This is a genomic window from Sphingobacterium sp. MYb388 (assembly GCF_037479535.1).
Taxonomy (GTDB): Bacteria; Bacteroidota; Bacteroidia; order Sphingobacteriales; family Sphingobacteriaceae; genus Sphingobacterium; species Sphingobacterium anhuiense.
In genome coordinates this window covers 170,965-197,619 of sequence record NZ_JBBGYV010000004.1, presented here as the reverse complement: position 1 = coordinate 197,619, position 26,655 = coordinate 170,965, and the positions used below count along the sequence as shown (strand labels likewise).

27 protein-coding genes are annotated in these 26,655 nt (G+C 34.6%); 7 read left to right on the top strand and 20 right to left on the bottom strand.

Features of this window, described 5'->3' with window-relative positions; translation table 11 throughout:
• Positions 1-81: 81 nt before the first annotated feature.
• From WH188_RS14615 to WH188_RS14575, 9 genes are all read right to left on the bottom strand, one after another.
• Positions 82-831 carry a LytR/AlgR family response regulator transcription factor gene (locus WH188_RS14615; protein ID WP_339424243.1) on the bottom strand — a complete coding sequence of 250 codons (750 nt, stop codon included), beginning with the start codon at positions 829-831 and terminating at the stop codon, positions 82-84.
• A gap of 1 nt (position 832) precedes the next feature.
• The gene (locus tag WH188_RS14610) at positions 833-2,428 is read right to left on the bottom strand and encodes a sensor histidine kinase (protein WP_339424242.1); all 1,596 of its coding nucleotides are present in this window, start codon (positions 2,426-2,428) and stop codon (positions 833-835) included.
• 351 nt (positions 2,429-2,779) lie between these two features.
• Positions 2,780-3,838, bottom strand: coding sequence for an ankyrin repeat domain-containing protein (locus tag WH188_RS14605; RefSeq protein WP_339424241.1), 1,059 nt, complete (start codon positions 3,836-3,838; stop codon positions 2,780-2,782).
• Between the two features lie 326 nt (positions 3,839-4,164).
• Positions 4,165-5,148, bottom strand: coding sequence for an NAD(P)/FAD-dependent oxidoreductase (locus WH188_RS14600; protein ID WP_339424240.1), 984 nt, complete (start codon positions 5,146-5,148; stop codon positions 4,165-4,167).
• A gap of 245 nt (positions 5,149-5,393) precedes the next feature.
• A complete protein-coding gene (locus tag WH188_RS14595) occupies positions 5,394-5,990 on the bottom strand; it encodes a short chain dehydrogenase (protein WP_339424239.1) in 597 nt (198 codons plus the stop codon).
• 83 nt (positions 5,991-6,073) lie between these two features.
• The gene (locus WH188_RS14590) at positions 6,074-6,370 is read right to left on the bottom strand and encodes a helix-turn-helix domain-containing protein (RefSeq protein WP_339424238.1); all 297 of its coding nucleotides are present in this window, start codon (positions 6,368-6,370) and stop codon (positions 6,074-6,076) included.
• Between the two features lie 120 nt (positions 6,371-6,490).
• On the bottom strand, positions 6,491-6,925 hold the full coding sequence (locus WH188_RS14585; RefSeq protein ID WP_339424237.1) for an AraC family ligand binding domain-containing protein: 435 nt from the start codon (positions 6,923-6,925) through the stop codon (positions 6,491-6,493).
• 190 nt (positions 6,926-7,115) lie between these two features.
• Positions 7,116-7,643, bottom strand: a complete 528-nt coding sequence (locus WH188_RS14580) for a hypothetical protein (RefSeq protein ID WP_339424236.1) — start codon at positions 7,641-7,643, stop codon at positions 7,116-7,118.
• Between the two features lie 121 nt (positions 7,644-7,764).
• The gene (locus WH188_RS14575; RefSeq protein WP_168126576.1) at positions 7,765-8,217 is read right to left on the bottom strand and encodes a hypothetical protein; all 453 of its coding nucleotides are present in this window, start codon (positions 8,215-8,217) and stop codon (positions 7,765-7,767) included.
• Between the two features lie 413 nt (positions 8,218-8,630).
• On the opposite strand from WH188_RS14575, the gene WH188_RS14570 reads away from it, so the two are divergent.
• On the top strand, positions 8,631-9,134 hold the full coding sequence (locus WH188_RS14570; RefSeq protein ID WP_168126575.1) for a hypothetical protein: 504 nt from the start codon (positions 8,631-8,633) through the stop codon (positions 9,132-9,134).
• A gap of 232 nt (positions 9,135-9,366) precedes the next feature.
• Here the strand turns inward: WH188_RS14570 and mgtA are convergent, their stop codons facing one another.
• The 8 genes from mgtA to WH188_RS14530 form a co-directional block, all read right to left on the bottom strand.
• On the bottom strand, positions 9,367-12,078 hold the full coding sequence (gene mgtA, locus WH188_RS14565) for a magnesium-translocating P-type ATPase (protein ID WP_168126574.1): 2,712 nt from the start codon (positions 12,076-12,078) through the stop codon (positions 9,367-9,369).
• 131 nt (positions 12,079-12,209) lie between these two features.
• On the bottom strand, positions 12,210-12,911 hold the full coding sequence (locus tag WH188_RS14560) for an MgtC/SapB family protein (RefSeq protein ID WP_132839825.1): 702 nt from the start codon (positions 12,909-12,911) through the stop codon (positions 12,210-12,212).
• Between the two features lie 741 nt (positions 12,912-13,652).
• Positions 13,653-13,967 carry a hypothetical protein gene (locus WH188_RS14555; protein WP_168126573.1) on the bottom strand — a complete coding sequence of 105 codons (315 nt, stop codon included), beginning with the start codon at positions 13,965-13,967 and terminating at the stop codon, positions 13,653-13,655.
• 323 nt (positions 13,968-14,290) lie between these two features.
• Positions 14,291-14,719, bottom strand: coding sequence for a putative quinol monooxygenase (locus tag WH188_RS14550; RefSeq protein ID WP_168126572.1), 429 nt, complete (start codon positions 14,717-14,719; stop codon positions 14,291-14,293).
• Complete coding sequence (locus WH188_RS14545; RefSeq protein ID WP_168126571.1) at positions 14,716-15,135, bottom strand: (R)-mandelonitrile lyase; 420 nt, start codon at positions 15,133-15,135, stop codon at positions 14,716-14,718. Before WH188_RS14545 ends, WH188_RS14550 begins: the two co-directional genes overlap by 4 nt.
• Positions 15,136-15,417: 282 nt before the next feature.
• Positions 15,418-15,891, bottom strand: a complete 474-nt coding sequence (locus tag WH188_RS14540; protein ID WP_339424235.1) for a hypothetical protein — start codon at positions 15,889-15,891, stop codon at positions 15,418-15,420.
• Positions 15,892-16,008: 117 nt separating this feature from the next.
• Complete coding sequence (locus WH188_RS14535; RefSeq protein ID WP_183913067.1) at positions 16,009-16,455, bottom strand: GNAT family N-acetyltransferase; 447 nt, start codon at positions 16,453-16,455, stop codon at positions 16,009-16,011.
• Between the two features lie 58 nt (positions 16,456-16,513).
• A complete protein-coding gene (locus tag WH188_RS14530; protein ID WP_183913069.1) occupies positions 16,514-16,951 on the bottom strand; it encodes a GNAT family N-acetyltransferase in 438 nt (145 codons plus the stop codon).
• Between the two features lie 184 nt (positions 16,952-17,135).
• Here WH188_RS14530 and WH188_RS14525 point away from each other — a divergent pair, with 184 nt between their 5' ends.
• Both WH188_RS14525 and WH188_RS14520 read left to right on the top strand, forming a co-directional pair.
• Positions 17,136-17,936: an AraC family transcriptional regulator gene (locus WH188_RS14525; protein ID WP_339424234.1), complete on the top strand. Its 801-nt coding sequence runs from the start codon at positions 17,136-17,138 to the stop codon at positions 17,934-17,936.
• 186 nt (positions 17,937-18,122) lie between these two features.
• On the top strand, positions 18,123-18,524 hold the full coding sequence (locus tag WH188_RS14520) for a RidA family protein (RefSeq protein WP_183913074.1): 402 nt from the start codon (positions 18,123-18,125) through the stop codon (positions 18,522-18,524).
• A 285-nt stretch (positions 18,525-18,809) separates the two neighbouring features.
• Here WH188_RS14520 and WH188_RS14515 read toward each other — a convergent pair whose 3' ends face one another.
• On the bottom strand, positions 18,810-19,703 hold the full coding sequence (locus tag WH188_RS14515) for a hypothetical protein (protein WP_183913076.1): 894 nt from the start codon (positions 19,701-19,703) through the stop codon (positions 18,810-18,812).
• A 509-nt stretch (positions 19,704-20,212) separates the two neighbouring features.
• Here WH188_RS14515 and WH188_RS14510 point away from each other — a divergent pair.
• The 3 genes from WH188_RS14510 (at position 20,213) to WH188_RS14500 (ending at position 23,151) form a co-directional block, all read left to right on the top strand.
• Positions 20,213-20,836 carry a zinc-ribbon domain-containing protein gene (locus WH188_RS14510; protein ID WP_339424233.1) on the top strand — a complete coding sequence of 208 codons (624 nt, stop codon included), beginning with the start codon at positions 20,213-20,215 and terminating at the stop codon, positions 20,834-20,836.
• Between the two features lie 93 nt (positions 20,837-20,929).
• Positions 20,930-21,703: a hypothetical protein gene (locus WH188_RS14505; protein ID WP_339424232.1), complete on the top strand. Its 774-nt coding sequence runs from the start codon at positions 20,930-20,932 to the stop codon at positions 21,701-21,703.
• Positions 21,704-22,092: 389 nt separating this feature from the next.
• Positions 22,093-23,151: a class I fructose-bisphosphate aldolase gene (locus WH188_RS14500; protein WP_339424231.1), complete on the top strand. Its 1,059-nt coding sequence runs from the start codon at positions 22,093-22,095 to the stop codon at positions 23,149-23,151.
• Between the two features lie 90 nt (positions 23,152-23,241).
• Here WH188_RS14500 and WH188_RS14495 read toward each other — a convergent pair whose 3' ends face one another.
• Positions 23,242-23,871, bottom strand: a complete 630-nt coding sequence (locus WH188_RS14495) for an NAD(P)-dependent oxidoreductase (protein ID WP_339424230.1) — start codon at positions 23,869-23,871, stop codon at positions 23,242-23,244.
• A gap of 291 nt (positions 23,872-24,162) precedes the next feature.
• On the opposite strand from WH188_RS14495, the gene WH188_RS14490 reads away from it, so the two are divergent.
• Positions 24,163-25,740: a Na+/H+ antiporter gene (locus WH188_RS14490; protein WP_339424229.1), complete on the top strand. Its 1,578-nt coding sequence runs from the start codon at positions 24,163-24,165 to the stop codon at positions 25,738-25,740.
• A 112-nt stretch (positions 25,741-25,852) separates the two neighbouring features.
• Here WH188_RS14490 and WH188_RS14485 read toward each other — a convergent pair whose 3' ends face one another.
• Entirely contained in the window at positions 25,853-26,443 is a 591-nt protein-coding gene (locus WH188_RS14485; RefSeq protein WP_339424228.1) for a hypothetical protein, read from the bottom strand.
• Positions 26,444-26,655 lie beyond the last annotated feature (212 nt).

Below are 26,655 nucleotides of genomic sequence, written 5' to 3'. Positions count from 1 at the left end.
GCAAGATTAGCTTTTCTTGTTTAAAAATATTAGGATTCGAACATCAGCATTGGTATGGGTTCGGGGATAGCTATCTAACATTTAAAACTGTTGCAAGGCTTGTTTTACAATATCCTTGTTGGGCTTAGAAATAGGTATTTTATCTCCAGATATTAAGAGTAGAATACCTCCATCTTCTTTTAGCCAACTTTTTACATATTTCGGGTTTACTAAATGGCTTTGGTGAGTTCTCAAAAAACCGTTGGGTCGTAACAAATCTGAATACTCTTTAAGTGATTTAGAAACCAATATCTTTTCACCATTCGAAAGGAAGAAGTGGGTATATGTGTTATCTGCTTCGCAACGTATAATTTCTGATAGTGAAACATACCTTATTTCGCTTTGCATCGGTAAGGCAATTTTGCTTATGGTCGGTTCTGGCTTTTTAAGCTGTTGCAATAAAAAATCGAGTTGCGAGGTTTGTATTTGCCTTGTAAATTTGCGCTCGGCTTTTTTTACCGCATGCATTAACTCTTCAATATCAATCGGTTTTAAAAGATAGTCCAAGGCAGCAAATTTTATCGCTTCTATTCCGTATTGGTCATAAGCAGTAACAAAAATAACATCGAAATTACGCATTGGAAGTAGTTTTAGCACATCAAAACCTGTCTTATCACCCATTTGAATATCCAAAAACACTAAGTCTGGCACATAATTTTCAATAACATCAACTGCATCACGTACACTTTGTGCTGTTGCAATTATGGTTACCTGCGGACAATGCTTTTCTAGCAAAATCCTTAGGTTTTCTAGGTTAGAATTTTCATCATCTATTAAAATTGCCCTCATCATATTATAGCCAATCAGTTAATGTTAAGCTTATTTTAGTACCGTGAGAATTTGATTGTATTGCTAAGGTAAAGTGATTTTGTTTATAAACACTATTTAATAATGTTATTCGACGATCAGTCAACAGCAACCCTAAGCCATTATTCTTATTTTTCGTGTCAAAACCATTCCCATTATCAGTAATATGTAACACCAAATTGCTCGCTTGCTTAATAAATTCAATCACAATTTTTCCTTCACTAGCTTTTTGCGATATGCCATGCTTCACCGCATTTTCGACAAAAGGTTGTAGCAACATACTGGGAATTTCAGTGTTATCTAAATCCAAGTCTTCGGAGTGATTAATTTCGTACTTAAAGCCGAATCGCAATTGCTCCATTTGTAAGTAATCATCTAATAATTTTTTTTCTTGAGATAAACTAATCAGTTCTTTATCATCAAGTACATTACGAGTTAACCGAGCAAATTTAGATAGATATTTATTGGCATTGTCGATATCGTTTTTGTTCATTAAATTTTGAATACCAGAAAGTGCATTAAATAGAAAATGAGGATTTAATTGAGACCGAATTAAGCTAATTTGAAGCTTCGCCTTATCTTTTTGCTGTTCATTTTCAGCCAGCATTTTCTTATTTCTTTTTTTGTTAAAGTAAAGGATAATAAGAACTGCTAATCCAATAGAAAATAAAACGACTAACGTATATGTTAAAAGTTCTTTTTTGCTATAGTTCTCTTGATCTAATGTTATGGAAAGAGTATATCTACTTGTGTATTTGTCGATATCTTTTGATGCTGAAGTACCCCACTTGATCAATGGTTGAATACTAATTTCGTAATCTCCAGATTTTTTGAAAATGTTTTTGTTCATCTTAACATAAGGTGAAAGTTTATGTTCATCGACATAGCCCCCATATTGCCATGAAACTGACTCAAAGATTGTTTTATTTGTTTGCTTATCTTTTATGGAGATAGAGTAAACATAATCAATATCAGATCTGTCTTTAACAATAGTAAGTTCATCGTCTTTCTCTGTAAAAACAATAGCTGTTGTTTGTTTTGGATCGACTATATAACTGTAGTCAACTCCTTGATCAATTTCGAACCGCTTTGCAATAACCTTTATTTTAGCTTTTGGAATAGGCTTTCCGTAAAAAACAGACTTGTCTATATCTAGAGGCTTTTCGATGCTGTAGACTAAGGTTGTAATGGTTTTTCCGTTAATAGGAAAAACACCAAGTGTTGTCGATCTGAATGATTCGTCTGCCCTATCGATATCTCTAAGTTGCGGTAGGTCTATTGGCTTATTTACAACTATTGGTTTATCATCGGCTAAAATGCTATACCGATAATTCTGTACATGGTCTTTTTTTCTGAAATAGATTTGGATACTTACATTGCTGATTTCAGGTAAATAATTAAAGTAAGTGTTAGGTTGATTCGCGAATGTATTATCATAATAGAAATTTTCTGCAGTACTATCAAGACACATAAGAAGCTTGCCTCCAGCAGCGTAGGTGTGTGAAAAATTAATGCCTTTTTGTGCATTTACTGTAGATAGCGTAATAATAAGGCTGAGAAGTGTGAAGATGATCCGTTTCATAATATTAAGTTTAATTTGTCTCAAACTTATTGCAATAGTAATAAAACTAAAACCATAAAACAGCAAAGGCAGTGTTTGAAATAGTAAATGTAGTATTCTATACAGAATTTAAAACTTTTATCTTTAAAAAACAAGTATTATTAAAAGTTAAATTTTAATATTTGACTATGCGGCGATACACATGAAATACTCAGGCTTGTTGATTGTTTAACAACTCATTACCCTAATCCATTGATTTCATTGCAGCGAATCTTTTAATAGATAGCAAATAAGAAAAGCTAATCGCAAGATTGGCTTTTCTTATTAAATACAATAGGAATTCGAAAGAAACGTCGACAAAAGTTGTTTAGTTTATCTATTGTAGTTTGGCTTGGTAAGCACAATTGGTATCGGGTTAAGTCGCACCCAGTTTGTTGCAAGTTCACATAGGAAATTAATATCATCAGCAAATCCAGTATTACGAATATCTTTGATATAAGTCTTTGCTTCTTCAAGTTCAGTAGCAGGTAAAGCATGCTCCGAAGTTAAGTGCAGGTAAAATGCATCCAACATTTTTTTGAAATCAATGTTCCAGTTTCCACCCCCATTTCGGTATATTTCATCACGTACTTTTCCTGCAATTCGGACAACCTCCCCTTGTACTGTATCAGCATTTCCCTTTGATGGCACCAATAAGTTCCACAATTGTTCAAATTGTTTTTCCCAGCTTGTTCCATTTACAATTATTGGTGATACACCATCATGCATAATACGTTTCTTGACAGGTATAACTTGATATATTTCATAAAGATTACTTAGTGCATGGTCTGTCTCATGTAGATAGTCTTTATTAAAATTTTTCCGATGAAATTCAAAACCTTCTCCTATTCGAATAATTTCATCCTTCATTTTTTGAGTGATTTCGGATTCACTTTGCAGTAATATTCGCGATATTTCCACCAAATGTATAATGTCAATGTTGTTTGCACTACTTAAAGCTCGCTCGAGGGGTGTTTGTTTATATGAATTTAGCGCTTTGGTATCTGCACCATAGGCTACAAGTTGTTTTACAGATGAAACATTAAAACTACTTCCAGCTGCAAAATGTAGGGGTGTGTCCCCATAGCTATCCACTGCCTTGATATTTGCACCCAATTCTAAGAAGACAGCTAACTTGCCACTTCGCATCATCGCATGTTGATGCAGTGCCGTACGTCCATAACTATCGATAGCTTCGATGTCCGCTCCGCTTTGCAACAACCAGCGAACAAGTTCATCCGGAACATTAAAAAAACTAAGAGCTGTTGCTTTTCCATAACCACCTCTTGCATCGAATTCACACGTATCAAATACTTTTTTAAGATTGTCTATATTATTTTCAGTAATTAATTCACTGAAGTTTTTTGGAAGTGTTTTTTTCTTTTTTGCCATTATTTATCGGTTTCGGATTCAATAAAAATTATTGCCAATGTTTTGGACCCTTACGAAATTCGGTATTACAATTTCATTAATCCAAATTTAATACAAAAGTTTCATAGTGTTAGTCTCATTCAATGACTTTGATCTAACGCCAGTTTCACAAATTCTAATGTGAGCAGCTTCACATATCCTTGATGCCGACAAAATATGTTGATCTCAATAAACGCAGAAAGATTAGTATTTCAGATTCAGTAAAAAACGGTCATTAGATATGAAGAGTTTTAGTAATTCATTCAACTCATTCTATTGACTGTCAAAACAAAAGCTCGTATTATTATTTAAATACGTTCTTCGATAAGCTCTTTATTTGCAGTCATTCCTGTCAATGTTCCCATTGCTACTGCGTTAGCGACTGTTCGCATTCGTGTCGCTGTATCGCCACAAGCATACACACCGTTTATGGTAGTTTTTTGAAAAGAATCAATTTTCAGGTAACCGTCTTCGGTTAATTCACATCCCAGTTGTTCAGCAATGCTACAATTTTGCTCAAAAGGCAGTTTTGTATAAATTGCATTTACCATTTGCTTTGAACCATCTTTAAAGATGATGGTTTTGACTTTTCCGTTTTGGTGCTCAAATTTCTCGATTTCTCTATCTACTATTTCAATAGCATGCTTTTCAAGTAGATTTTTTTGTTCGTCAGTTAGTGTTGCTATTCCATTGGTAAAAAGGGTTAACTTTTTTGTCCAATTTGATATCAGTTTTGAAAAATCAAAGCCAAAATCACCATTCCCAAGTATACCAGTTGTTTCATTTCTCACTTCGTAACCATGACAATAAGGACAATGCAGGACAGAAATTCCCCAGCATTCGGAAAAGCCAGGGATTTCGGGCATTATATCTTTTATTCCTGCAGCAAAAACTAAATTAGATGTTGTGAATTTGTTGCCAGATTCGGTTTCAATTTCAAACCCTTTTTCGATTTTCATACCTTTTGTGGCAAAACCACTATAGAATGTAATGGTATCGTACATCAATACCTGTTGTTTTGCTATTAAAGAAATTTCTAATGGGGTTTTTCCGTCTTGTGTTAAAAAGTTGTGCGAATACGGTGTCTGCCTATTACAAGGCTCACCACTGTCGATTATCAATACATTTCTTAAAGCTCTTCCAAGCGCCATTGCCGCGGCAAGTCCAGAATAGCTGCCTCCTATAATAATTACATCAAATTGATTTTCGTTTTTCATTATTTTTCTATCTACAAAAGAGTTAAAAGTAAGAGGCAGGAGAAATACGGACGTCAAAACCCCTCCTTGCTTCATAAAAGTTCTTCGGTTAAAATTTGTCATTGTTATTTATACTCTTCAATACATAATGTATAAAAGGCAAACCCAAAAAGACCATCCAAGGAACCAATATTACGGTTAAGATGAGTGTCCTCACATACAATGGGAGCTCCGCTAAAAAGCTTCCAAATAATACGTAGAAAAGCGTTATCGAAGGATAAATTACTAACCATATTTTAATCGATTGGATCATCTTACTTTTGTTATTCATTTCAATTATTTTAAGGTTTGATAATATGTCCTGTTCCAGCGCCAAATAAACTTTTTCTGAAAAGATATTCTAGCTGTTTCATCGTTGTTGGAATTTCTCCTGGGAAATAAGGAAAATAATGGGGTGAATTTTCTATGACTGAGGGACTGACTGCATTGATACGGATGCCATTTTGCAACTCAATAGCTGCGGCTTTCACAAAACTTTCTACAGCTCCGTTTACTGCTGACGCATTTGCAAAATTAATTTGAGGTTCGTGTGTTAGCGCACCTGTGATCAAGGTAAACGAACCTTTAGGATTAATGTAATGCTGGCCGATTAGTACCAAATTGATTTGTCCCATCATTTTACCTTCAATTCCTTTTTTGAAATTTTGGTCGTTCAAATTTTTCCATGGACCGACAAATGTCTCTCCAGCGGTAGTAACCAACGCATCAAAGGGGCCTATCTTTTCAAACATTGCTTCGATAGACTGGGTGGATGTCGTATCGACTTGGATCTCTTTAGCTGATCGACTGGTTCTTATTAATTCATGGCCTTCACCTTCTAGCACATCAGCTAAATAAGTACCCATAGTACCTGAAGCACCTACAATTACAATTCTCATATTTCATCTTGTTTTTAAATTCTTTTCAAAATTACTTGATGATAAAGCTTGTTTTGTAGGACAAACTTGTAATCCAGGGGTACTTATTTAAAGTTTTTTCGAAATGCTTCTGGCGAATAGTTGGTATTCTTTTTAAAAAAACGGATAAAGTAAGAAGGATCTTCAAAACCTAAATCGAATGCAATTTGATTTATTTGATTAGTGGTCGCTAATAAATTTCTTTTTGCTTCAAGCACTATTTGTTCATTAATGAGTTTTGAGCACGATTTACCAATAGTTTCCTTGGTTATTTTATTGAGTTGGAATGTGGTAAGATGCATCAATTCTGCATATTTCGTTACTTGCTTATAGTTTACAATGTTCTTCTGTAATAATTCCAAAAACTCTTCTAACTGGTTTTGAGAATATTCATTACCATTCTTTGTAATTTCTTTAGGACTACGACTCTGTCTGACAAGTTCAATAAAAAGTATTTCAAGACTTGCTTTTATAACATCCTTCTAATGCTCCCGTTTACCTATATACTCTTCAGAAATAAAAGCTAGTTGTGCTAAAATTCGACCAAATCTGTCGACAGAAAGTGGGCAGTAATTTTTATGACTTACTTTTCGTAAAACAAAATTAACGGGTTCTTCTTTTGGTGTATAAAAATCACGGTTAAATTGCATCAAATAGCCTTTACTACCTTTTTTTAAAATAAGTTCATGCACCTGTCCAGGTCGCATGAAAAAAACAGCATAATTGTCAACAGGATAGTTTGTAAAATCAATACGATGTTCACCCGTTCCCTTTTCTAAAAATAAAACAAAAAAGAAATCGTGCCTATGAAGATCTTGTACCAAATCTTTTTCAGAAAGCATACCTTCAATCTCCCGAATAGCAAATCCCTCTGAAAAATCGGGTTCTGTAATTTGTCTTATGCTTATTTCTTTCATTTATTATATATTCAATAATTTTGCTCTAATGATAATGCCAATTACGGCCAACTAACGTTTGTGAAAGACTATTTTTGTTCTTCGGTATTACTTTCTGGAGTTGATTCACCCCGTTTTTTGAAATCTTTTCTTTCTTAATGTCAGTTTAGATAACTGATATTACTTCTTGATCTGTTATGGTATCAAAACCCTATTTCTGAACTTCCGTCTCTGTGGAACCAAAAAAGGAATATACGAGAAGGGAAGCCGCTCTTTTTGCTTTACTGTCTACAGGAACAATTTTTAGACTCAGTTCCATATTTTTTAATATACCATCCGGTCCCCAAGTGATATCTTTACCAGAGCCATTTGAAATTGTACCGTCTTCTTTAATGACGAGTGAAACTTTTCCGTCACTGGACAGTAACTCATTACCTTTTAAATGGACCAATAGCTCTCCTGTGTCGGACTTCAATTCTCCTGCTGCCGTAATAGTACCGATAAACTCTTTACCCACATAGCACTTTCCATCCTTGTCCATACTTAATACAGCTTCTGCAGAACCGCCATCGCTATCCAGAATCTGAAATGCCTCTAAAATCATGACCGGTTTATTTTCTTGTTTTTGTTCGACTTGAACGGTAACGACTGAATCTGCATATGGATACTTTGCAAGGTTATTTTGGCCTGTCCAAGATAATAAGTAGAGAAACGTTCCGCTTAACAATAGTGTTCCCATGACGAATAATTTAAAATTAATAAGTTAGTATTCCTTAGTTTATTGTAGTGTTCACGTCGTGAACTTTATATTCATTTGGCCTGATCATGTTTTACTCTATCTATCTAGATGTACAGTTTTTTCAATCTAATTCCACTTTTAAGATTGATTTGATCTTTTGCTTCTCAAAAGTAAGCTCATAAAAGAACTTCTTCTCCTCATTCAGGCTTTGAAAAAAATCTTCGGAAGATTGCATCGATTCCGTATAATATTTAAAATCATCAGACAGTTCCTGACTTTGTTCTATTGCAGAGATACAATCCAAGTCATAGATAAATTTTTCACGTTCATTCTTACCATCGGCATCACTAATAGATGCAATGCCAGTATGAACAGTAGCACAATTAAACAGCAATACCCTCCTATTTTTCTCATTTTTCAACCGAATGTTCGTGGCAAATAAAACACGGTCTATTCCGACCGTCTTTTCACAGTCGCAATTGTGGTCCTTTGCAATATAAGTAGCCTCTATTTTAGCACTATGACTACAAGAGAAAAGTACATATACTGTCATCAAAAGCATTATTGGTTTCATGCTATCCTTTTAAATAATTATTAAGGTATATCAACTGAAAATTCTGATTGTGCATGTTTAATGCATTAAATGTAAAATACTACTTTCTATTATTTAAGTCATGATGTAAAAACAAACTTCTAAAATGAACTTAGTCGAATATTTGTGTATTTACAAAAGACGATCGTATAATAAATAGTTTATTTACTATTTACTGATGAAATCATTGCCAAAGCTATGCCAAATAATCAAGGAATTGTAGGTATTGTCAATTCTATCAATCACAGTAAGTTAAAAAACGGTGAAATGTGAGAAGTCCTATCAGCTGCATTCAAGAGATTGATCCATCCCTATCGTGAACATAAATCAACGAATATATTTATTTAAAAAATTACCACAAGCGGGATAATTCAGTGTCTTTATCTATTTTAATCTTGAATATAAAGTTAATTACACCAATTTTAATCCTAGTTGCAACTTTTTGCTTAATAGCAAGCTGTAAAAAAAACCGTAATTGTGATAATATCTTAAACCAAGCACCTCCTCGACGTATTGACTTTACCTTCACAGATAAGGAAAGTGGTTCCAACCTCATCTTGACAGATGCTTTTGGCGAAAAGAATATAAGTGTCAGTGTTGGAGAAACTGGCATACCATTTTATGACTGGCGTATCATTAAAGGTTCAGAAAATTCCCCAATGAATGGATTTATGGAGATTATATTCTTCAACGATACCCCTGGAGACCATAGTTTTAAGATCCAGATTCAAGGAAAAGAAACGATCATCCTCTCATACACCATTTTAAAGGAAAAAAGTGAAGAATCCTGTCGCCTTTTTTCTTATCCTATAACAGGACTTAAAATTTTAAATTATAGCTGGGATATATATAAGCAGAATGGAAGTATAGTACCACTTGTTTTAGTTGTAAAAATGTGATCATTTTAAAAAGATCTTCTATTTATTTTTTACGATAATGCTAAAGCGAAACAATTGAAGTGGAAATGAGGAATAATATCGCTTCTTTAAAACGCTAAGACGTATGTATACAACGTCTTAGCGACTAGCATTTCAAATAATCCCTGATTCCGATTAAGCCCTATAGGTAGGAAGCAATACAACATTGATAAACAAATTCTTAAACGGATTAAGCCATTTGGCTATTTCGTTATCATAGCCATTGATTGAATTTTTTGATATACCATGTTTTAACAAACTGTGTCAGTGTGCAGTAAGAAGCTAGTATGGCTATAAGCCAAGGAAAATAACTCAGTGGCAATTGTTGCATATATAATGCACCTGCAAAAGGTGAAAACGGAATTAATACCCCGATAACCATAATCAGTGAAGTTAACGCCACTACAGGCGCAGTAGCCCAACTTTGGATAAATGGAATTTTTCGCGTGCGAATCATGTGAACAATCAATGTCTGTGAAAGTAGTCCTTCAATAAACCAGCCGCTCTGAAATAGACTTTGGTGTTCTGGACTATTCGCTTTAAAAACAAAGAACATAACTGCAAATAGCGCATAATCGAAGATGGAGCTAATTGGGCCAATATAAAGCATAAATCTTTTAATGCCTGAAGCATCCCATTTTTTAGGTTTCTCAATGAAATCTTCATCCATTCTATCCCATGGAATAGATACCTGTGATACATCATATAGTAAATTTTGCACTAATATTTGCACCGGTAGCATCGGTAGAAATGGCAGAAAAGCACTGGCGCCCAACATGCTGAACATATTTCCGAAATTGCTACTCGCAGTCATTTTGATATATTTGATGATGTTTCCAAAAGTTCTCCTCCCATAAATTACTCCTTTTCTCAAAACCATCAAGTCTTTTTCGAGCAAAATTATATCAGCACTTTCTTTAGCAATATCCACAGCTGTATCGACACTGATTCCTACATCGGCATCTCTAAGTGCGGCTGCGTCATTAATACCATCACCCATAAAACCAACTGTATGACCTTTTTCTTTAAGTATTTTAACAACCCGAGATTTTTGAACCGGGCTTAATTTTGCCAGAATAGAAACCTCTCCAATCTGTTCCTTTAATTCCATATCAGTCATTTTTTCAACTTCAGCCCCCAAAAGTACCTGATCAAAAGGAATACCTACATCTTGGCATATCTTCTTGGTGACAATCTCGTTATCACCTGTCAATACTTTAATATTCACACCTAACTTCTGTAATGCTTCAATTGCTGCTTTAGCGGAAGGTTTAGCAGGATCAAGAAAACCGATAAATCCAGTGAGCGTCATATTTTGCTCATCTTCTAAGGAATAATTCAGTGCTCTGTCATCAAATTCACGTATAGCAACCAGTAAAACTCGCAACCCTGCTTCATTTAGTTTATTTGAAGTTCTTAAAATCATCTTCCGCATCGCTTCATCCATAGGCATTACCTGATCTGATTGAATATGTAGCTGTTTATCATCTCCCGGATCAAAGGCGTGACTGCACAAATTAAGCATTTCTTCTACCGCTCCTTTACAGATGAGCAGATGTTTACCATTTCGTTGTTTTAACACAACAGACATTCTACGTCTTTGGAAATCAAAAGGAATTTCATCGACTTTTAAAAAATGCTCTTCCACTTTCAGGTAGTCATGTAATTCCACATGTTCGAGGACAGCAACATCGAGCAGGTTTTTAAGGCCTGTTTGATGAAAACTATTCAGATAAGCCCATTTGAGTACCTCTTCATCTTCCTGTCCGAAAATATTCAAGTGTCTTTCCAAAACGATTTTGTCCATAGTCAGCGTACCCGTTTTATCTGTACACAGCACATCCATCGCTCCTATATTCTGGATGGCATTGAGCCTTTTGATAATCACTTTGTGCTTACTCATATTCACTGCCCCTTTTGCAAGATTTGCAGTTACGATCATGGGTAGCATTTCTGGGGTCAGACCTACGGCAACGGCAATTGCAAAAAGCAGTGCATCCCACCAGTTTCCTTTAACGAATCCATTGATCATGAAGATCAAGGGCACCATGACGACCATAAAACTGATCAAAAGGTAGCTCACTTTATTAACCCCGATATCAAAATTTGTTTCGGCACGTTTACCCACAATAACTTTACTGAGTGTGCCAAAATAAGTTTGATTTCCTGTATTGACGACAACTGCTGTCGCGTAACCACTTACCACATTGGTTCCCATAAAGCAGATGTTATCCAGCTCTACCAGTGGTTTCTCTTCAGCGTCCCGAACAGCCAAACTTCTCTTTTCTACGGGCAGAGACTCTCCTGTCAGCATAGATTGACTTACAAAGAGATCTTTAGATTTTACGATACGGCAGTCTGCTGGAATCATATCTCCCGCAGAGAGCAAAATAACATCGCCAGGCACTAATTTCTTAATATCAAGCTCTTCCTTTTCAGTCATATTCCTTAAAACTGTCGCGGTAGTTTTTACCATACTTTTAAGTTGCTCAGCGGCCCGATTACTCCTGTATTCTTGAAAGAACCTGAGTAGAGAGCTTACCATCACCATAATACCGACCATTACAACCGTTTTATAATCGGTCTCCCCGGGACTGGCCAACCATACATCCAATATAAAGGAGATCGTGGCAATAATAAGAAGTATGCCAATAAAGGGGTTGATAAATGCCTGAAATAGTTGCTTTATCCATGTAGGCGCTTGTTCATGGTGCAACTCGTTAAAGCCAAATCTACTTAACCTCTCTTTGGCTTGTATAGAAGATAAACCGCCGATATGGCTTTCCAGCATGGCGAAATAAAAATCCTGATCCGATCTTGAAACATTTTGCAGCTTGGTCGCAGCAGCCTCATCACTACCTTTTGACATAATTTTTCTTCTGTCAGTAATCGTTTTATCTTTTAAGCGCTCTTTTACGTTAATCATGATATTAAATAGATATTGTTAGTTATACAATTGGAAATGAAGCGATATCACCCCAATCATTATCAGATATTTTAAATAATTATTAGTTTTTGGATATTGGTCCTTGGGTTATTAATCTATCTACGATGGGGCTAAAGATCATTCTCCATACCAGCTTTATTCCAGCTAACTTCAGAAACTTCATGTTCAATCGTTAATCGTCCCGCAATCCGCTCCATAATCGCATCTTCATTGCTATTTGCCAGTATTTCAGCCATTATTATTGCTCTGCTTGCGTCTCCATCATCAGTACTTTTTAGCGATCTTAACAACAGTTTTTCATCACTTCCAGTGAACTGAAGTAACAATACCCTCAAATGATTCTCCACATCTTGTCTGCATTTTATAATTAAGAGATACGCGACTGGATTATCAGCACTATTTACAGGTATACGGCTTAACTTTGTACCTAAAGGACGCATCAGCACGTGCGTAATGATCAGAAAGACGGTAAAGATGGTGGCTTCAGAAAGAAATCCCAATCCGCAGGATGCTCCTATGGAAGCTGAGCACCACAGGGTAGCTGCTGTATTTAGTCCCCTTACGTTCACACCGTCTTTCATTATTACTCCTGCACCAAGAAATCCGATGCCACTTACGACGTAAGATATTACTCTACCAGAAGCATCTCCGCCAACTTTCACCCCAAGTGAAACGAACATGCAGGCGCCAAGACATACCAACATATTGGTTCTTAGTCCGGCCATCCGCTGTCTCCATTGACGTTCAGTGCCGATCGCTGCACCAAGTGCAAATGCGATAGATAATCTTAAAATAAATTCAAATAGTGTCATTGGCCCTCCTATTTTTAGTGTGTGTGAGGCTATACCTGACCGTATATAACAGTGAGGATGATAATCTTAAAAAGAGGTACCTGAAAGGGTAATTTTGCTTGTCACAGATGCGATCCACTATAGCGACCACCATCATTGGTCTTATAACTGAAGCGATTGAGCAGTCATACACGACAAGATCGTGTGTATATTTTTTAAATAGTTTTGAAAAATGAAACATAACGTTGTTTTTGGCCTGCAATCGGCATAAAACAAGGTTATGATGATTCGCGGGCAATTAAATAATTATCTCTTGTCTCTTTGAATGGGGGCCTGAGTCCATATTGTTTTTGTTTAAATGTGTTGCAAATATAAAATGCATACCGCTAACACGCCATTAGAGGATCAACAGAAATTTATTAGAAATTTATTAGAATTTGGAGAGAAGATAAATGTGAAATTTCACTGATCAGCGTAGGACCACTATGTACAGCACGGGTTATCGAGTCACGATTTAGTACAACGATTTTTGAGCAGGCGATAAAATTTCCGTTCTAGGTTTAAAATCTTTTATAGTCATGCCTATGATAGGGAGTCATCGCATTAGGAATATCTACTTCAATAATACCTATTACTCATGAAGTGAAAACAAGATGGTGAATAGCTTAGATTTAAATTTGACAAGCTTTTTTAAGTTCCCAAAAATAGAAATTACTCATCCATCTTGTAAATTTTTGCGAATGGGCTAAATGCACAAAGGTATCACTTCCGGGAAAATACCTGTTTATCCCAGATTGATATTTTCTGTATACCGGTAGACTTGGTCCGGTATATCAGTTTATTGTTTTCTATCGTAATTTCACTGTAAGGTGCATGGTGATCCTTATCCTCGGGCATGACCAATGTGTCTTTCTTGATATATGCCTTATAGACATCGCCATGCTCTCGGCTTTGGTATTTACGGGTCCAGTCGATGATCGTTACAAATTGGTCATTATCAAAAGTTATCTGCAGGCATCTAGTCGTTTTTCTGTCAATCCATGTTCCACCATATTGTTTTTGGAGCTGTGTTATCATGACAGATTTTTGGCTATAGCCGTTTGATGGGTATAAAAACCAAATGATTAGAAAAAGAAAGATCTTGTTAAAGGTTAGCATAACGTTAAATATAAGAATTTCCGTTTAAACCTTTAGAAAGTAGGATGACAGAACCTGACTGCGGCGCCGACATCGATCTAAAAGTATCATGCTCACCGCTGTCATGTTCCGATTATAGTGTTTTACACTAATCACGCAGAACTAAATTCATTAAGTATTAAGCTGTCAATTCAAATCTTCAGCTATCTTAAAGTTTGATCATAAAAATACAAAGTTGATGTCATTCCACAGTTTGCTACTCTCTATTTTTTGAATATATCAGACATTGTTTCCTTGTCTAATACAGACATGTCAAGTAGTTTCAATGATTTTACCATGGTAAGCGTAGTCGTTTTATACTTTTGAAAATGTGGCGTTTTCAGATGTTGCTGGTAAGCCTCGTCGTTGGCGTAAATTTCCAAAATACGGATCTGTGATCGATCAGCTTTAATGTACATCGGAAAAATGGCTATTACACCTGGTTCTAATTTTACAGAGGCAGCTGCTTCTTCTTTTAAAATAGCACAGTATGCATCAAAATCTTTCGGATACACTTCAATTTCTGAAATTCGCACCAATTGTTTATTGCTATTAATCGTAGTATCCTGAACTGAGCTTTGTGCAAATATGATTTGACTACTTATTAGCATCACCAGGATTGTCAAAAATGGTAATTTGAATATATTTTTCATCTTTGTATTTGTTTGTTGGCAATAGCATATTCTTCCTCTGAAACAGCCTGTAACCAGGTCACATTTTCTTCATCTTTATAATTGGTGATCGCAATGTGGATCATGCCACTTACTGCAGATGCGCCATGCCAATGCTCCACATCTTCAGGAATATTGATGATATCCCCTTTTTTAATCAACTGGGCGACTTGACCTTTTTCTTGATAAATGCCTGTACCATCGGTGATAATCAATACCTGACCTCTTGGATGTGTATGCCAGTTTGTCCTTGCTCCTGATTCAAAAGTAACATTGCCGAGGGCAAAATCATTATTTTCATCTTTTTCTTGCAACAGATTTAGAAATGCATTTCCTGTAAAATATCCATTGGTTATTTGATTTCCCTTTTCAAATATTTCATTTTTTATTTGTTCCATATCCTTCTATTTATTGGTGTTACATGAAAATTGCATTCGGTCGTCATGACTACATGTATAACCTTCTTGAATAGTTATTGTTTTTAACTCAGGTCTTCGACAATCTATTTATTTACATCCAGGACAAAAATCCTAATTTAATAGAAAATATATGGTATATAAATCACGGAATCTCTTACCAATTTTACTGATTTATCATTAAGACTATGTCAAATTAGCCCTATTCAATCCAGTATTAATTAAGTATCAATTGAAATAAAATTACTTGATCAGTTACAGACATTAAATAACGAGACAAGCATAAAAAAAAATAAAAACTAAAAATATAGATCCTACCGTCAAGCAGTTATACTTACGTCTATCGTTCTTTGTACACTTTTCTAATTTAGCAAAATGTGCTAAATATTTATTGCCCCTAAAAACTAACAGATAACAAGCTGTAATTGATGCAATTACAGGTCCGAGCATCACAAATATTGATACTTGAACTCTAAATAACATTAATAAAGAAAAGAAAAATAGCCCTAAGACACCGCATAAAAAACCGCCAGCAGCTTGAATACTTAGTCCAGATTGCTTATCTCCCCATATGCGATTAATTTGATCATAAATATCTATTCCCAATTCTTGATAACGCCTCTTTTGAAAAGGAAGTTTATGAATAAGATTTATAGGATTAAATCTTTCCGTAACTAAATGTAGTTTATAAATCATTCTGTACAAAACAAAATGCACAATATTAAAATAATTCTCCATATTATCTACCACATTCTATTTTAAATTTCTATTTACCAACACTTCAACTTTTTTTTTAAGAAGTCACCCTATTATGTCAAAAATTACAAATCAGCTAATTAAATATAGACCATATTACTAATCAGAATTTAAGGTTTTCCAAGCTTCAAATGTCATTTCGAATTTGATCTCACCTTTTCCATGCATACCCACCTCCTTCCAACCCGCAGTTTTGTAAAATATTGAAGCTCTTGTACCGGGTGCAGTTCCCAGCCAAACAGTTTGCTTTGTTTTATCGAAATACCAATTCAGCGTAACATCGTGCAGTTGTTTTCCAATGCCCTGTTTTTCATAGTCTGGATGTACAAACAATGCCCAAATATTATAGTCAACTAGATCAACAATTGAAAAGCCAACGATCCTCTGATCAATTTCACATATCCAGCCTCTCCCTCTTCTTATTAAAAAATCTTCACAGTCCTCATCACTTACCAGATTAGGATCTGAAAGCATATTTTCCTTGACGGCATTTCTCACAACTTGTATCTGCGGGATATCTCCGACTCTTGCTACTCTAAATTTCATTTTAATTTTTAATGAGTGGTTATTATTGCATTTCTCTAGGAATTGTGTTCAAGTTAGCTTATTTGTATATCGTAAATTTATTATGAGACAGGTTAAATCCAAGATTTTCATATATGGCAATATTCTCAATTCGCTTTTTGTTTGTGGTTACTTCAATACTTTTCAGGTTATTTTGATCAGCAATCTCCATAATTTCATTAATCAATTTTCGCCCTATTCCTTTGTTTCTGAAATTCTGTGTTACGTAGAATTCTTGAATTTCGCCGACCAGTCCACTATGATGTAACAGATACTGCGTATGGAAAGTTATAAATCCCATTTTCCCATCTAAATTTTCAGCAATCAAATAATAATAATTTGGGTTTTTAATATTGTTATTGAATATCTCTTCAATAATTTCTTTATCTAAGATTTCATTTTCAAGTGCACACAAGCAATCGTAAACAAAGTCAAAATCTGTGCTTTCGATTCTTCTAATAGGTGTAGATAATTCCATAAATTTTTATTGCAAAAAGTATAATTCAATTTATTTGATTAAAAATGATAATTATAAACGAAAACTCCTAAATAAACTGGGACATAAGACTCTATAGAAGCTTTGAAAAGATGCTGGATCATAAGAAAAGGATCTCCGTATTCTTCATCATTTTTTGTATTTTTAAATTTTAAAAGAAAAACAAATGCATTATCAAGAGTTCCTTCCTGAAACGTCTTTACAAGACTACATCCGATATTTTTGGGTATTGGAAGACGACACAGATAATTTTAGCGTTAAGTCATTTAAGATCATCCCAGATGGCATACCTACATTGATCTTTCAAGAAAAGCCAAACCTCTTTTTTGATATGGATGCTCAGGCAGCACCGCAGTTGTATATACAGGGGCAGTCAACTAAGTTTATAGAGCATCGCGTTATGGGTAATTTTAGGATTATTGGAGTTTATTTACAGCCAACAGCTTTAAAAACTATTTTTAATATAGATGCTTTCGAATTTAATGATCAAAAAGTTCCCCTAGAAGATATTATAACAGAACCAATTCTTCAACAACTTATTAATGCAGTCTCTTTAAAGCAAAAGATTAAAATTATCTCCAACTTTTTATTAAAACACATAAGCAAAGTAGAGCGCAATACTGAGAAAGCTACAATCGCATCCTTATTTCTTCAAAACGGAAAAACGCTTAAAGAAACTCAAATAGAAATGAATTTGTCGGAACGCTCGCTCGAGCGATTAATAAAACAATATGTGGGTATGCCTCCAAAAATGTTTTCAAGAATTATGCGTTTTCAATCTGGTTTAAACAACTTACGACAAGCTGATTTTAACAATCTTACAGAAATCGCATATCAAAACGACTATTTTGATCAATCTCATTATATTAGAGAGTTCAAAGGATTTACTGGGACCAACCCTGAAAGATTCATGCTTAATGCAAACGAAAAGTTGCTGAATTTCCCTCTATGGGATGCTTCCAAATGATCAAATCCATCCTCTAAATGCTTTCTTTACCAATCTGAATCATTTTTATGTAGAACTGTCGGTTTTATCCAATTCTACAATAAATATCACCTATACTTTTGTACTCGAAATAGCTAAGATCTTCCATAACATAGATTTGCATCACTATTTCACAAAATTTATAGTTTTTATTTTAAAAAAATGAGTATGAACAACACGCAAAAAGTCACGAGGTTAAACCCTAAAAATGTTCCGGCACCTGTCGGGAACTATTCACATGTTACGATCATTCCTAAAAATTCCAATCTATATACTTTTTCTGGTCAGATAGGTATTGATAATAATGGATCCATTCCATCATCTATGAATGAACAGGTGGCATATACATTTCTAAATATAGGCCAGCTTCTAGATAGTCAAAATTTATCTTCTGATGACGTTATAAAAGTCAACATCTGGGCTACGGAAGAGATTGACTGGAACTTTCTAAATGCAAAATGGGAAGAATTATTCGGGAAAGTCTATCCCTCGATGACTATTGCTTATGTAAAGGGACTAGGACTCGAGGAACTTAAAATTGAAATTGAAATCTGGGCTGCTCAACAATAACAATTCGAAGCTGAGGTTATTCTTACTACTTAAATTAAAGAACTTCTGATATTTTTTAAGCTGGAGGTTCTTTAATTTATTTAAGAGTCCCACAAATCTGTTGATTGCGATAAGAATACCACAGAAAGTCTGTTTTATAGTCACATGAGCGATCCATATTTTCAAAACCAGATATTTGCCAATGTAATTTAACAAGATTTCGATTGACATACGTTGGATTCGATCGTTTAAGAGTAAATATTGAAACTCTCGCTGAAAATAACCATTCTGTTTTTAAGGAAATTTCTACTTATAATATATTTTTCTGATCAGCTTCTCTTTGATTTCAGGTTCGCAATTGTAATCAATATTTTCGAGGAGTTTTGGTTCCTCTGTTTTAACTAGACTTTTTTTGTTATCCACTTTTTTACTTGTTGCGACTTTCTTCTTTGCTGGACAATAGGTTTGTTTAATGCGTTCTATCCAATTGCCATTTTGATCATACTGATACAAATACTCATATTCGCCACCGATTTCAAAATATTCTCCTTTTTGCACATAATCCCATTCTTTACGTTTTTCGTATATAAGCAGATCTTTGTTATTATACTTATATTGATAATTTGATAAACGGTTTGCTTGATCATACGAGCTTATTTGTCTTTCATTTTTAGAAATTTCCAGAATGACTTTTTTACGGAGGAAAGTGTTGTTCTCATTCAGTACTTCTTTAATTTTCTGACCTTTTTCATTATAGCTGTAATAAAAATCGAGAAAATTACTTGAACATGAACGACTAACTTGTTTATGGACCACTAGATTTAAACTGTCCGTATATTGATACTGAATAACGCAGGTGTCGTTTTTAAATTCGTCAATTTCAAGTGTTTTTTCTAATCGGTTCTTGCTGTCATAGAAGTTTTGATTCGTATGATATAATGCACCTATTTTATTGTAGTATTTTTCCGCTATAATATTGTTATTGTCATCATAAAACTCAACAAAACTATTTCGTAAACTTTCTTTAATCTCTTTCTTATAATTTACTGGGATCGGCCCTCCCATCAAAGAAAGATTTCTTTCGGACATATAATCATTAGTAACAATGAAGTCTATTTTCGTATGTTCTTGAGTTTGTCCCAAACACAAGGTCTGGAACAACAAAACAACTACAACCAGTAATACGTTTATACTTTTCATAAGCCTAAATAAATCATTGATAACGATGTCTATATACAATAAGTATTGATGTAATTTACTGTAAAATTGCACTTTCCATTTTTTTCTTTCGCATCCATATTCTTACAGCGCATATATTTTGCCAACATATACGACCTGATCCGTATATACAAGTAGACTTTGGTTCGTAAAACGCAATTTTCGAAGTAGCTTCTATTTACTAAAATACTGTTATTAAATCAGTTTAAGGGAATAAACTGACTTATTACACGAATTGTAAAACATGTTTCGCGAATTGTAAATCTACTATTTGGTTTTGATTATTAAATGTATTTTTATTACTGCTAACAGCAACGATGCACTTTAGATAACTGCTTTAAAACTTATTACTAGTATAACTATGCCCAAATGCAGAAAATATCAACAATAATGCACTAGCGGACTATACAATAAAAACTAAAAGTCGTACGAAACTGTTAAAAGAACTAAAAAATAGAATCCGGAAAAATAAAACCTAATAAAATCAGGCTATGATAATATTTGGAACAAGAGCAAAGATCTTAAATTCAAAAGAAATGCTGTCTTACGACTGTGAGAATTGCAATAGCAAAGGGACTGTTACTTTTTTATTTTTAGCCCGCTATTTTCATATTTTTTGGATTCCTATTTTTCCAACTTCAAAAAAAGAAATGAGCCAATGCAGTCATTGCAAACAAGTTCTATATGCAAATGAAATGAGTCCAAAAATGAAGCAAGACTATTTCATGGCATCTGCCAAAGCAAAAAGACCGATTACACATTATTTTGGATTATTTGTTATAGGATTATTATTCTGCATGATCATCTTTACTGTTTATCAAAATTCGGTTAATGAAACTGAATATTTGGCAAATCCAAAAGTTGATGATCTATACAAAATAGAAAAAAATGATACCTATACGCTGTATAAGGTTTATGAAGTAAAAGGCGATACTTTGATTTTTAAAACACATAGTATGTCAACGAAAAAGTATTCTGGACTTTCCGACTTGTTAAAGAAATATAAAAATGATTATGCAGACGCAACAATAAAATTTACTAAAGATCAAATAAAGTCAATGCAACATGATACAAATAGTGAATTTGGTAAGATTTATAGTATCAAGAGGGATTAAATAACGGCTAAATAATTATCGTTTACTCACGATCGATCTCTAAGCATAACTAAATGAAGCAATGACAGTATTTTAATGATTTCCAAAGTATAAATGAAAAATCTCACAACTCTTTTGGTTTTAATGATTCCTATTTGTCTTTATTCACAAGAAAAAGTAATACTTTCTCACACCATTAAGATGTACAATGAAATTGAGATAAGTTTAGAACTTGAAAATAAGCCCAACGACAGATTTCACCTGATTAAAATAGATACGCTTACTGCGACCTATAATAAGGGACAAATATTGCACAATAATATATTTGAAAATTCTTTCAGACGAGCTAATGTTGTAGCAAGGTACGAACTTGAGGAAAATAAAAAATATCATAAAATTGATATTAAAGGCACGATCATATACTTCAAACCATCAGAAAATAAAAAATCGTATTTCAATTTGGGTAAACTGAAAGGTTTAGAAAAAAACATCAATTTAATAGATAAAAGTATAGTAAAAGCAAATCCAACTGTTTATTTTTCAATTGTAGATTCTGCCAACATACAAAAAGCATTTCCAGATTTTAGGTATAAAACCAATAATGGGGAGGATTATAAAAGCATTGATTTCAAGTCTTTTGACTTAATGTATGCGTATCGATCTACTAAAAATCAAGATTTAATAATAGCTGTTAATGAAGACTTAGACCACGGTTACAATAACCTCACTTTGACAGATAAGCGTACAAATATGAAATATAAGCTGATTAAATTGAAAAAAGATATGGCAGCAACCGAAAAAGACGAAATCAAAATTGAACTGATGATCGAAAATGAAAATTCGATTGAGCGGATACCATTTGATTTCAAAAACGCGGATTTGAAATAGAAAACCAATCAGCCGGTTTTAAATAGCTAGAAGTGCTTATTATGAGCTATACCTCTACTTTCTTTAACCTGAGATTTCAAGCAACTATCTTATATATATTCATCATGACCTATGTAAGGTATTGGAAAGCATGATGATGTTCGATTTCCCCAATCATCCTCTATACCCTTTGAATCAAAAACTTCTGCACTAAATTTTTTTATAAGAATTCTTATTCCGAATGCAATCCTGCACAAGATGTCTATTTAATTAAGATTGTAAATTAACCTTCAAATAATATGTTAAAAACTAGGGACTATCGAAATCATTAGTTAACTTTAATTGTAATAACAGTTTAAATCACTGCATATTATCACAATGTACTTTATTTATAATAATATCATCACGTTATGAATTATAAAAATATTTTATTAGAATTAGGTGCCGAAGGCGAAAATCTGCTAGGCTTTAATACACCAAAAATTTTGAAGGAACAACTTCACCTTCCCTCCCCAAAATTTATCGATGAGATTTTCCTGCAAAGCAACCGCAATCCTCAGGTACTTAGAAATCTTGCGGCACTCTACAAACATGGGCATCTGGCTAATACCGGATATTTATCAATATTGCCAATTGATCAAGGGATAGAACATACTGCTGGTGCTTCTTTTTCTCCGAACCCTTTGTATTTTGATCCAGAAAATATCATCAAGCTTGCTATCGAAGGAGGTTGTAATGCTGTTGCAACAACTTTTGGGAATCTTGCTATAATGGCTAGAAAATATGCACATAAAATTCCATTTATCGTTAAAATAAATCATAATGAATTGCTTACTTATCCTACAAAGTATGATCAAATTATGTTTGGGAGTATAAAAGATGCTTGGAATTTAGGGGCAACTGCAATAGGTGCTACGATTTACTTTGGTTCAGAAAATTCAAACAGGCAAATTGTAGAAGTTGCCGAAGCCTTTGAAAGAGCTCATGAGTTAGGAATGCCCTGCATTTTATGGTGCTATACCCGTAATAATAGTTTTACTAAGGATAACGTTAATTATGAAGTTTCAGCAGATATTACAGGTCAAGCCAATCATTTAGGTGTAACCATACAGGCTGATATCATTAAGCAAAAACTTCCGGAAAACAATGGCGGATTCACGACCATTAATTTTGCAAAAAGCAATCCTAAAATGTACACGGATTTATCATCCATGCATCCTATTGACCTTTGCCGTTATCAAGTAGCAAATTGCTACATGGGCAGAATTGGTCTTATTAATTCAGGAGGTGAATCGAAAGGTGAACGCGATCTTCCTGAGGCTATTAGAACAGCGATCATAAACAAACGAGCCGGAGGTACAGGGCTAATATTGGGTAGAAAAGCTTTTCAGCGTCCGCTCAAAGATGGCATAGAAATTCTTAGAGCGATTCAAGAAATTTACCTGGATGAAACCATTTCAATCGCATAATGTATATCAGATCACATAGGAAACAATGCTGTTATGAAACATTACAGCATTGTTTCCTATTTAATATATATTCCTGCAATTATTCCAAGCTTAATAAGCAAGCGTAAAACGTTGTTTGATATGTGCGGGTCGTTCCAGCTCATCGAGCAAAGCTACTGCGAAATCGGCTGTAGAAATCTTACTTTCTCCTTTATCATTAAATAACACTTGATCTTTCCCTAAGCGAAAAACACCTGTACGCGGGCCGGGCTCGATCACCATGGCTGGGCTCAACACAGACCAATCCAGGTCGGTCACTTGCTTGATAACGTCAAATGCGTCACGTGTAGCAGTAGCACCGTCCTTCCATTCAGCGGGAAATTCTGGGGTATCTAACAATTGTACTCCGGGTTTTACTTCGAGGCTTCCGGCCCCGCTAACTGCTAATAATCGCGTAATACCTGCTTTTTTCGTAGCATTAATAATAGCTGTGATAGCCTTTACATAGGTCGATGAGTCATTTGCGCTGTAAGCACTGATAACAGCTTCGTTTCCTTTCAAAAGGCTGACCAACTCCTCTTCTTTTATAACATCTCCTTTTTTGACGTTAAGACGTGGATCGGAAACCGTTACTTTTTCTGGATTTCGGACAATCGCGGTTATGTCATGACCTCTACTCAGCGCTTCATTTAAAATAACTGATCCGATAAATCCGGATGCTCCGATGATGGCAACTTTCATAATGATATTTTTTTGTCGTGAATAAGTAATACAGCTCGACCTTACTGTTTGTTTTAATTGTTTAAAAATACCATAGTCGTAATGAAGACCGGATCTGCTTAATCTGTACGGAATAAAAATTATAGCAACAATCTTTTACACCGAAAACTATTAGATGCTGGATACATATGGAAATTGGAAAAACGCATCACACATTATTTCTATGACAACATTTACAACTCATTTAAATTTTAAATAGGTTGTAAATGTTGCTAAAAATTTAATATATATTTATGTAACTAAAATTTACACATGCTAGAAAATTTCGAATTTTATCTTTTTTTGGTTTTGCTTATCACCATGCTGATCATGTTGGCGAAAAAGATTCAGGTTGCGTATCCTGTTTTGCTTGTATTAGCTGGTCTTTCCATAAGTTTTATTCCGGGAGTACCCCCAATAAAAATAGAACCAGAGTTAATATTTATCATTTTTTTACCGCCGTTGCTGTATGAAGCCGCTTGGTCAACCTCATGGAAAGAGCTATGGCGATGGCGCAGAATTATTTTCAGTTTCGCTTTCGTAGTCGTTTTTTTTACGGCATTATCGGTAGCCATCTTCGCTAATTATTTCATCCCCGGATTTTCTTTAGCTTTAGGGTTTTTATTGGGGGGAATTGTTTCGCCTCCCGATGCAGTAAGTGCTGGAGCAATTTTAAAATTTGTGAAGGTGCCTAAAAGATTGGCGTCAATCCTCGAAGGCGAAAGTTTGCTGAATGATGCTTCTTCTTTAATCATTTTCAGGTTTGCGATGATTGCTGCGGCAACCGGGCAATTTGTATGGTACGAAGCGGCGGGAAGTTTTGTATGGATGTGCATTGGTGGCGTAGGCATCGGGCTTGCACTTGCATACATCTTTCTGAAAATGCATAAAATACTTCCGACAGATTCTAATACTGATATTTTGCTCACTTTTATCGCCCCTTTCTCGATGTATTTGGCGGCGGAGGAACTGCATGCGTCGGGAGTTTTGGCGGTGGTAAGTGGCGGATTATTCCTATCTTATCGTAGTCATGATTTTTTGAGCAGTGCATCTAGAATACGTACTGTAACAGTTTGGGAAAGTTTTTGCTTTTTGTTAAATGGAATTGTTTTCATGCTCATTGGTTTAGATTTACCTGAAATTGTTTTTGGTTTGGGAGATACTGATATTTATACAGCAATCGGTTATGGAATAGCTGTTACTGTAGTGCTGGTTCTTGTTAGAATTTTCTCCGGTTATGCGGCGGTAATAACGACTTTAATTATGAGAAATTACATTACCGTTGCTGATGCCAAATCTCCTGGCTGGAAAACTCCTTTAATCATTGGTTGGACCGGAATGAGAGGTGTTGTTTCATTGGCCGCGGCACTTTCAATTCCCCTGACTTTAGCGGACGGAACTCCTTTCCCTCAAAGAAATCTCATACTTTTCATCACCTTTGTCGTCATCCTTTTAACATTACTTGTCCAGGGACTTACGCTTCCTTTCTTATTAAGGAAATTCCCTCAAATAGATCAGGATTTTACTCGAAGTGAAAAGGAAATCGATTATGAAATTCAGAACAACCTCGCTCAAGTGGCAGTGGATAAAATTCGTAAAGATTATGCTCACAAAATAGATAGTTTTCCAACATTGAAAGATCAATTGCAAAAATATGAAAATCAATTGAGCAGTTCTGAAATCATCATTAATTTCGCTGAATATCGAAGTATTTATATTGACATAATCGAAACGCAAAGAACATGGCTTATCAATAAAAACCGCGAGGAGCTTCTGTTAGATGAAGAAATTATCAGGAAACATCTTCGATTGCTCGATCTTCAAGAAGAAAGATTGAATATGAAAAGTTAGGTTTGACCATAATTCCAATGCCGTAACAACATGATCAATCATAATGTTATTGATTCATAAGCTTAGCATATGTTATCTTACATATGCTAAGCTACTGATGTAAAGCTAAATATTAAAAAGATTTTATCGTGCGATAAGTCTTAAAGGCTGTATAAATCCGGGTTTCCTTTAGTTTCTTGTTTTTATAAATTTCAATCTTTTCTTTTTCGCCTGTTTTCTTATTGAAATAGGTTATTTTAGTCAGTTGCCCGTCCTTAGCAAATTGTTCTAATTTGAAATTTCTGCCGTCTTCTTGATAATGTACACTATTCAGACGTCCATTCTTTTTATAAAAATATCTTTTTGTGTTATAGAAATTCCCATCGTATGTTATTCCTTCATAAATATACTGTGCTGTATATTTTCCCTCCTGCACTAGCTGTTGTTTATCGTTATAAATGAAATAATAGATTCCATCTTGAGGATTACGCAATTCATAACGTAGCCCTAATCGAGCGTTTCGATCAGGATATCGCTGTATTAATTCTTGCGACCTAAAAACTGCTGTGTCATTTTGCGAAACCCAAAGTGTATCAATTTCCTGCAAACCGCTTCTGAGGGGTATTTTGTTGATGATTTTATTATCAGAGTCCGAATACTTGTGCCACCCGTTACATCCGGTAACTCCCATACCCATAACTAAAAGAAAGAATATCGTTTTCATAAATTGTCTGTTTAGATTTTCACCTGTTTTAATGCTTTAAAACTGTTCGTAGAAAAAGTTGTCTTATCTTTTCCATTCAAGTATGATCAATGATTCTGACACCAGCGTAAGCGATAAAGTTTCCTTGTACAATTCTAATCAAATTATAACGGTTTCTAAAAAAGGTATTTTGCTGGATCTTCTTTAAACTGTCATTGTTGATGTAAAATTTT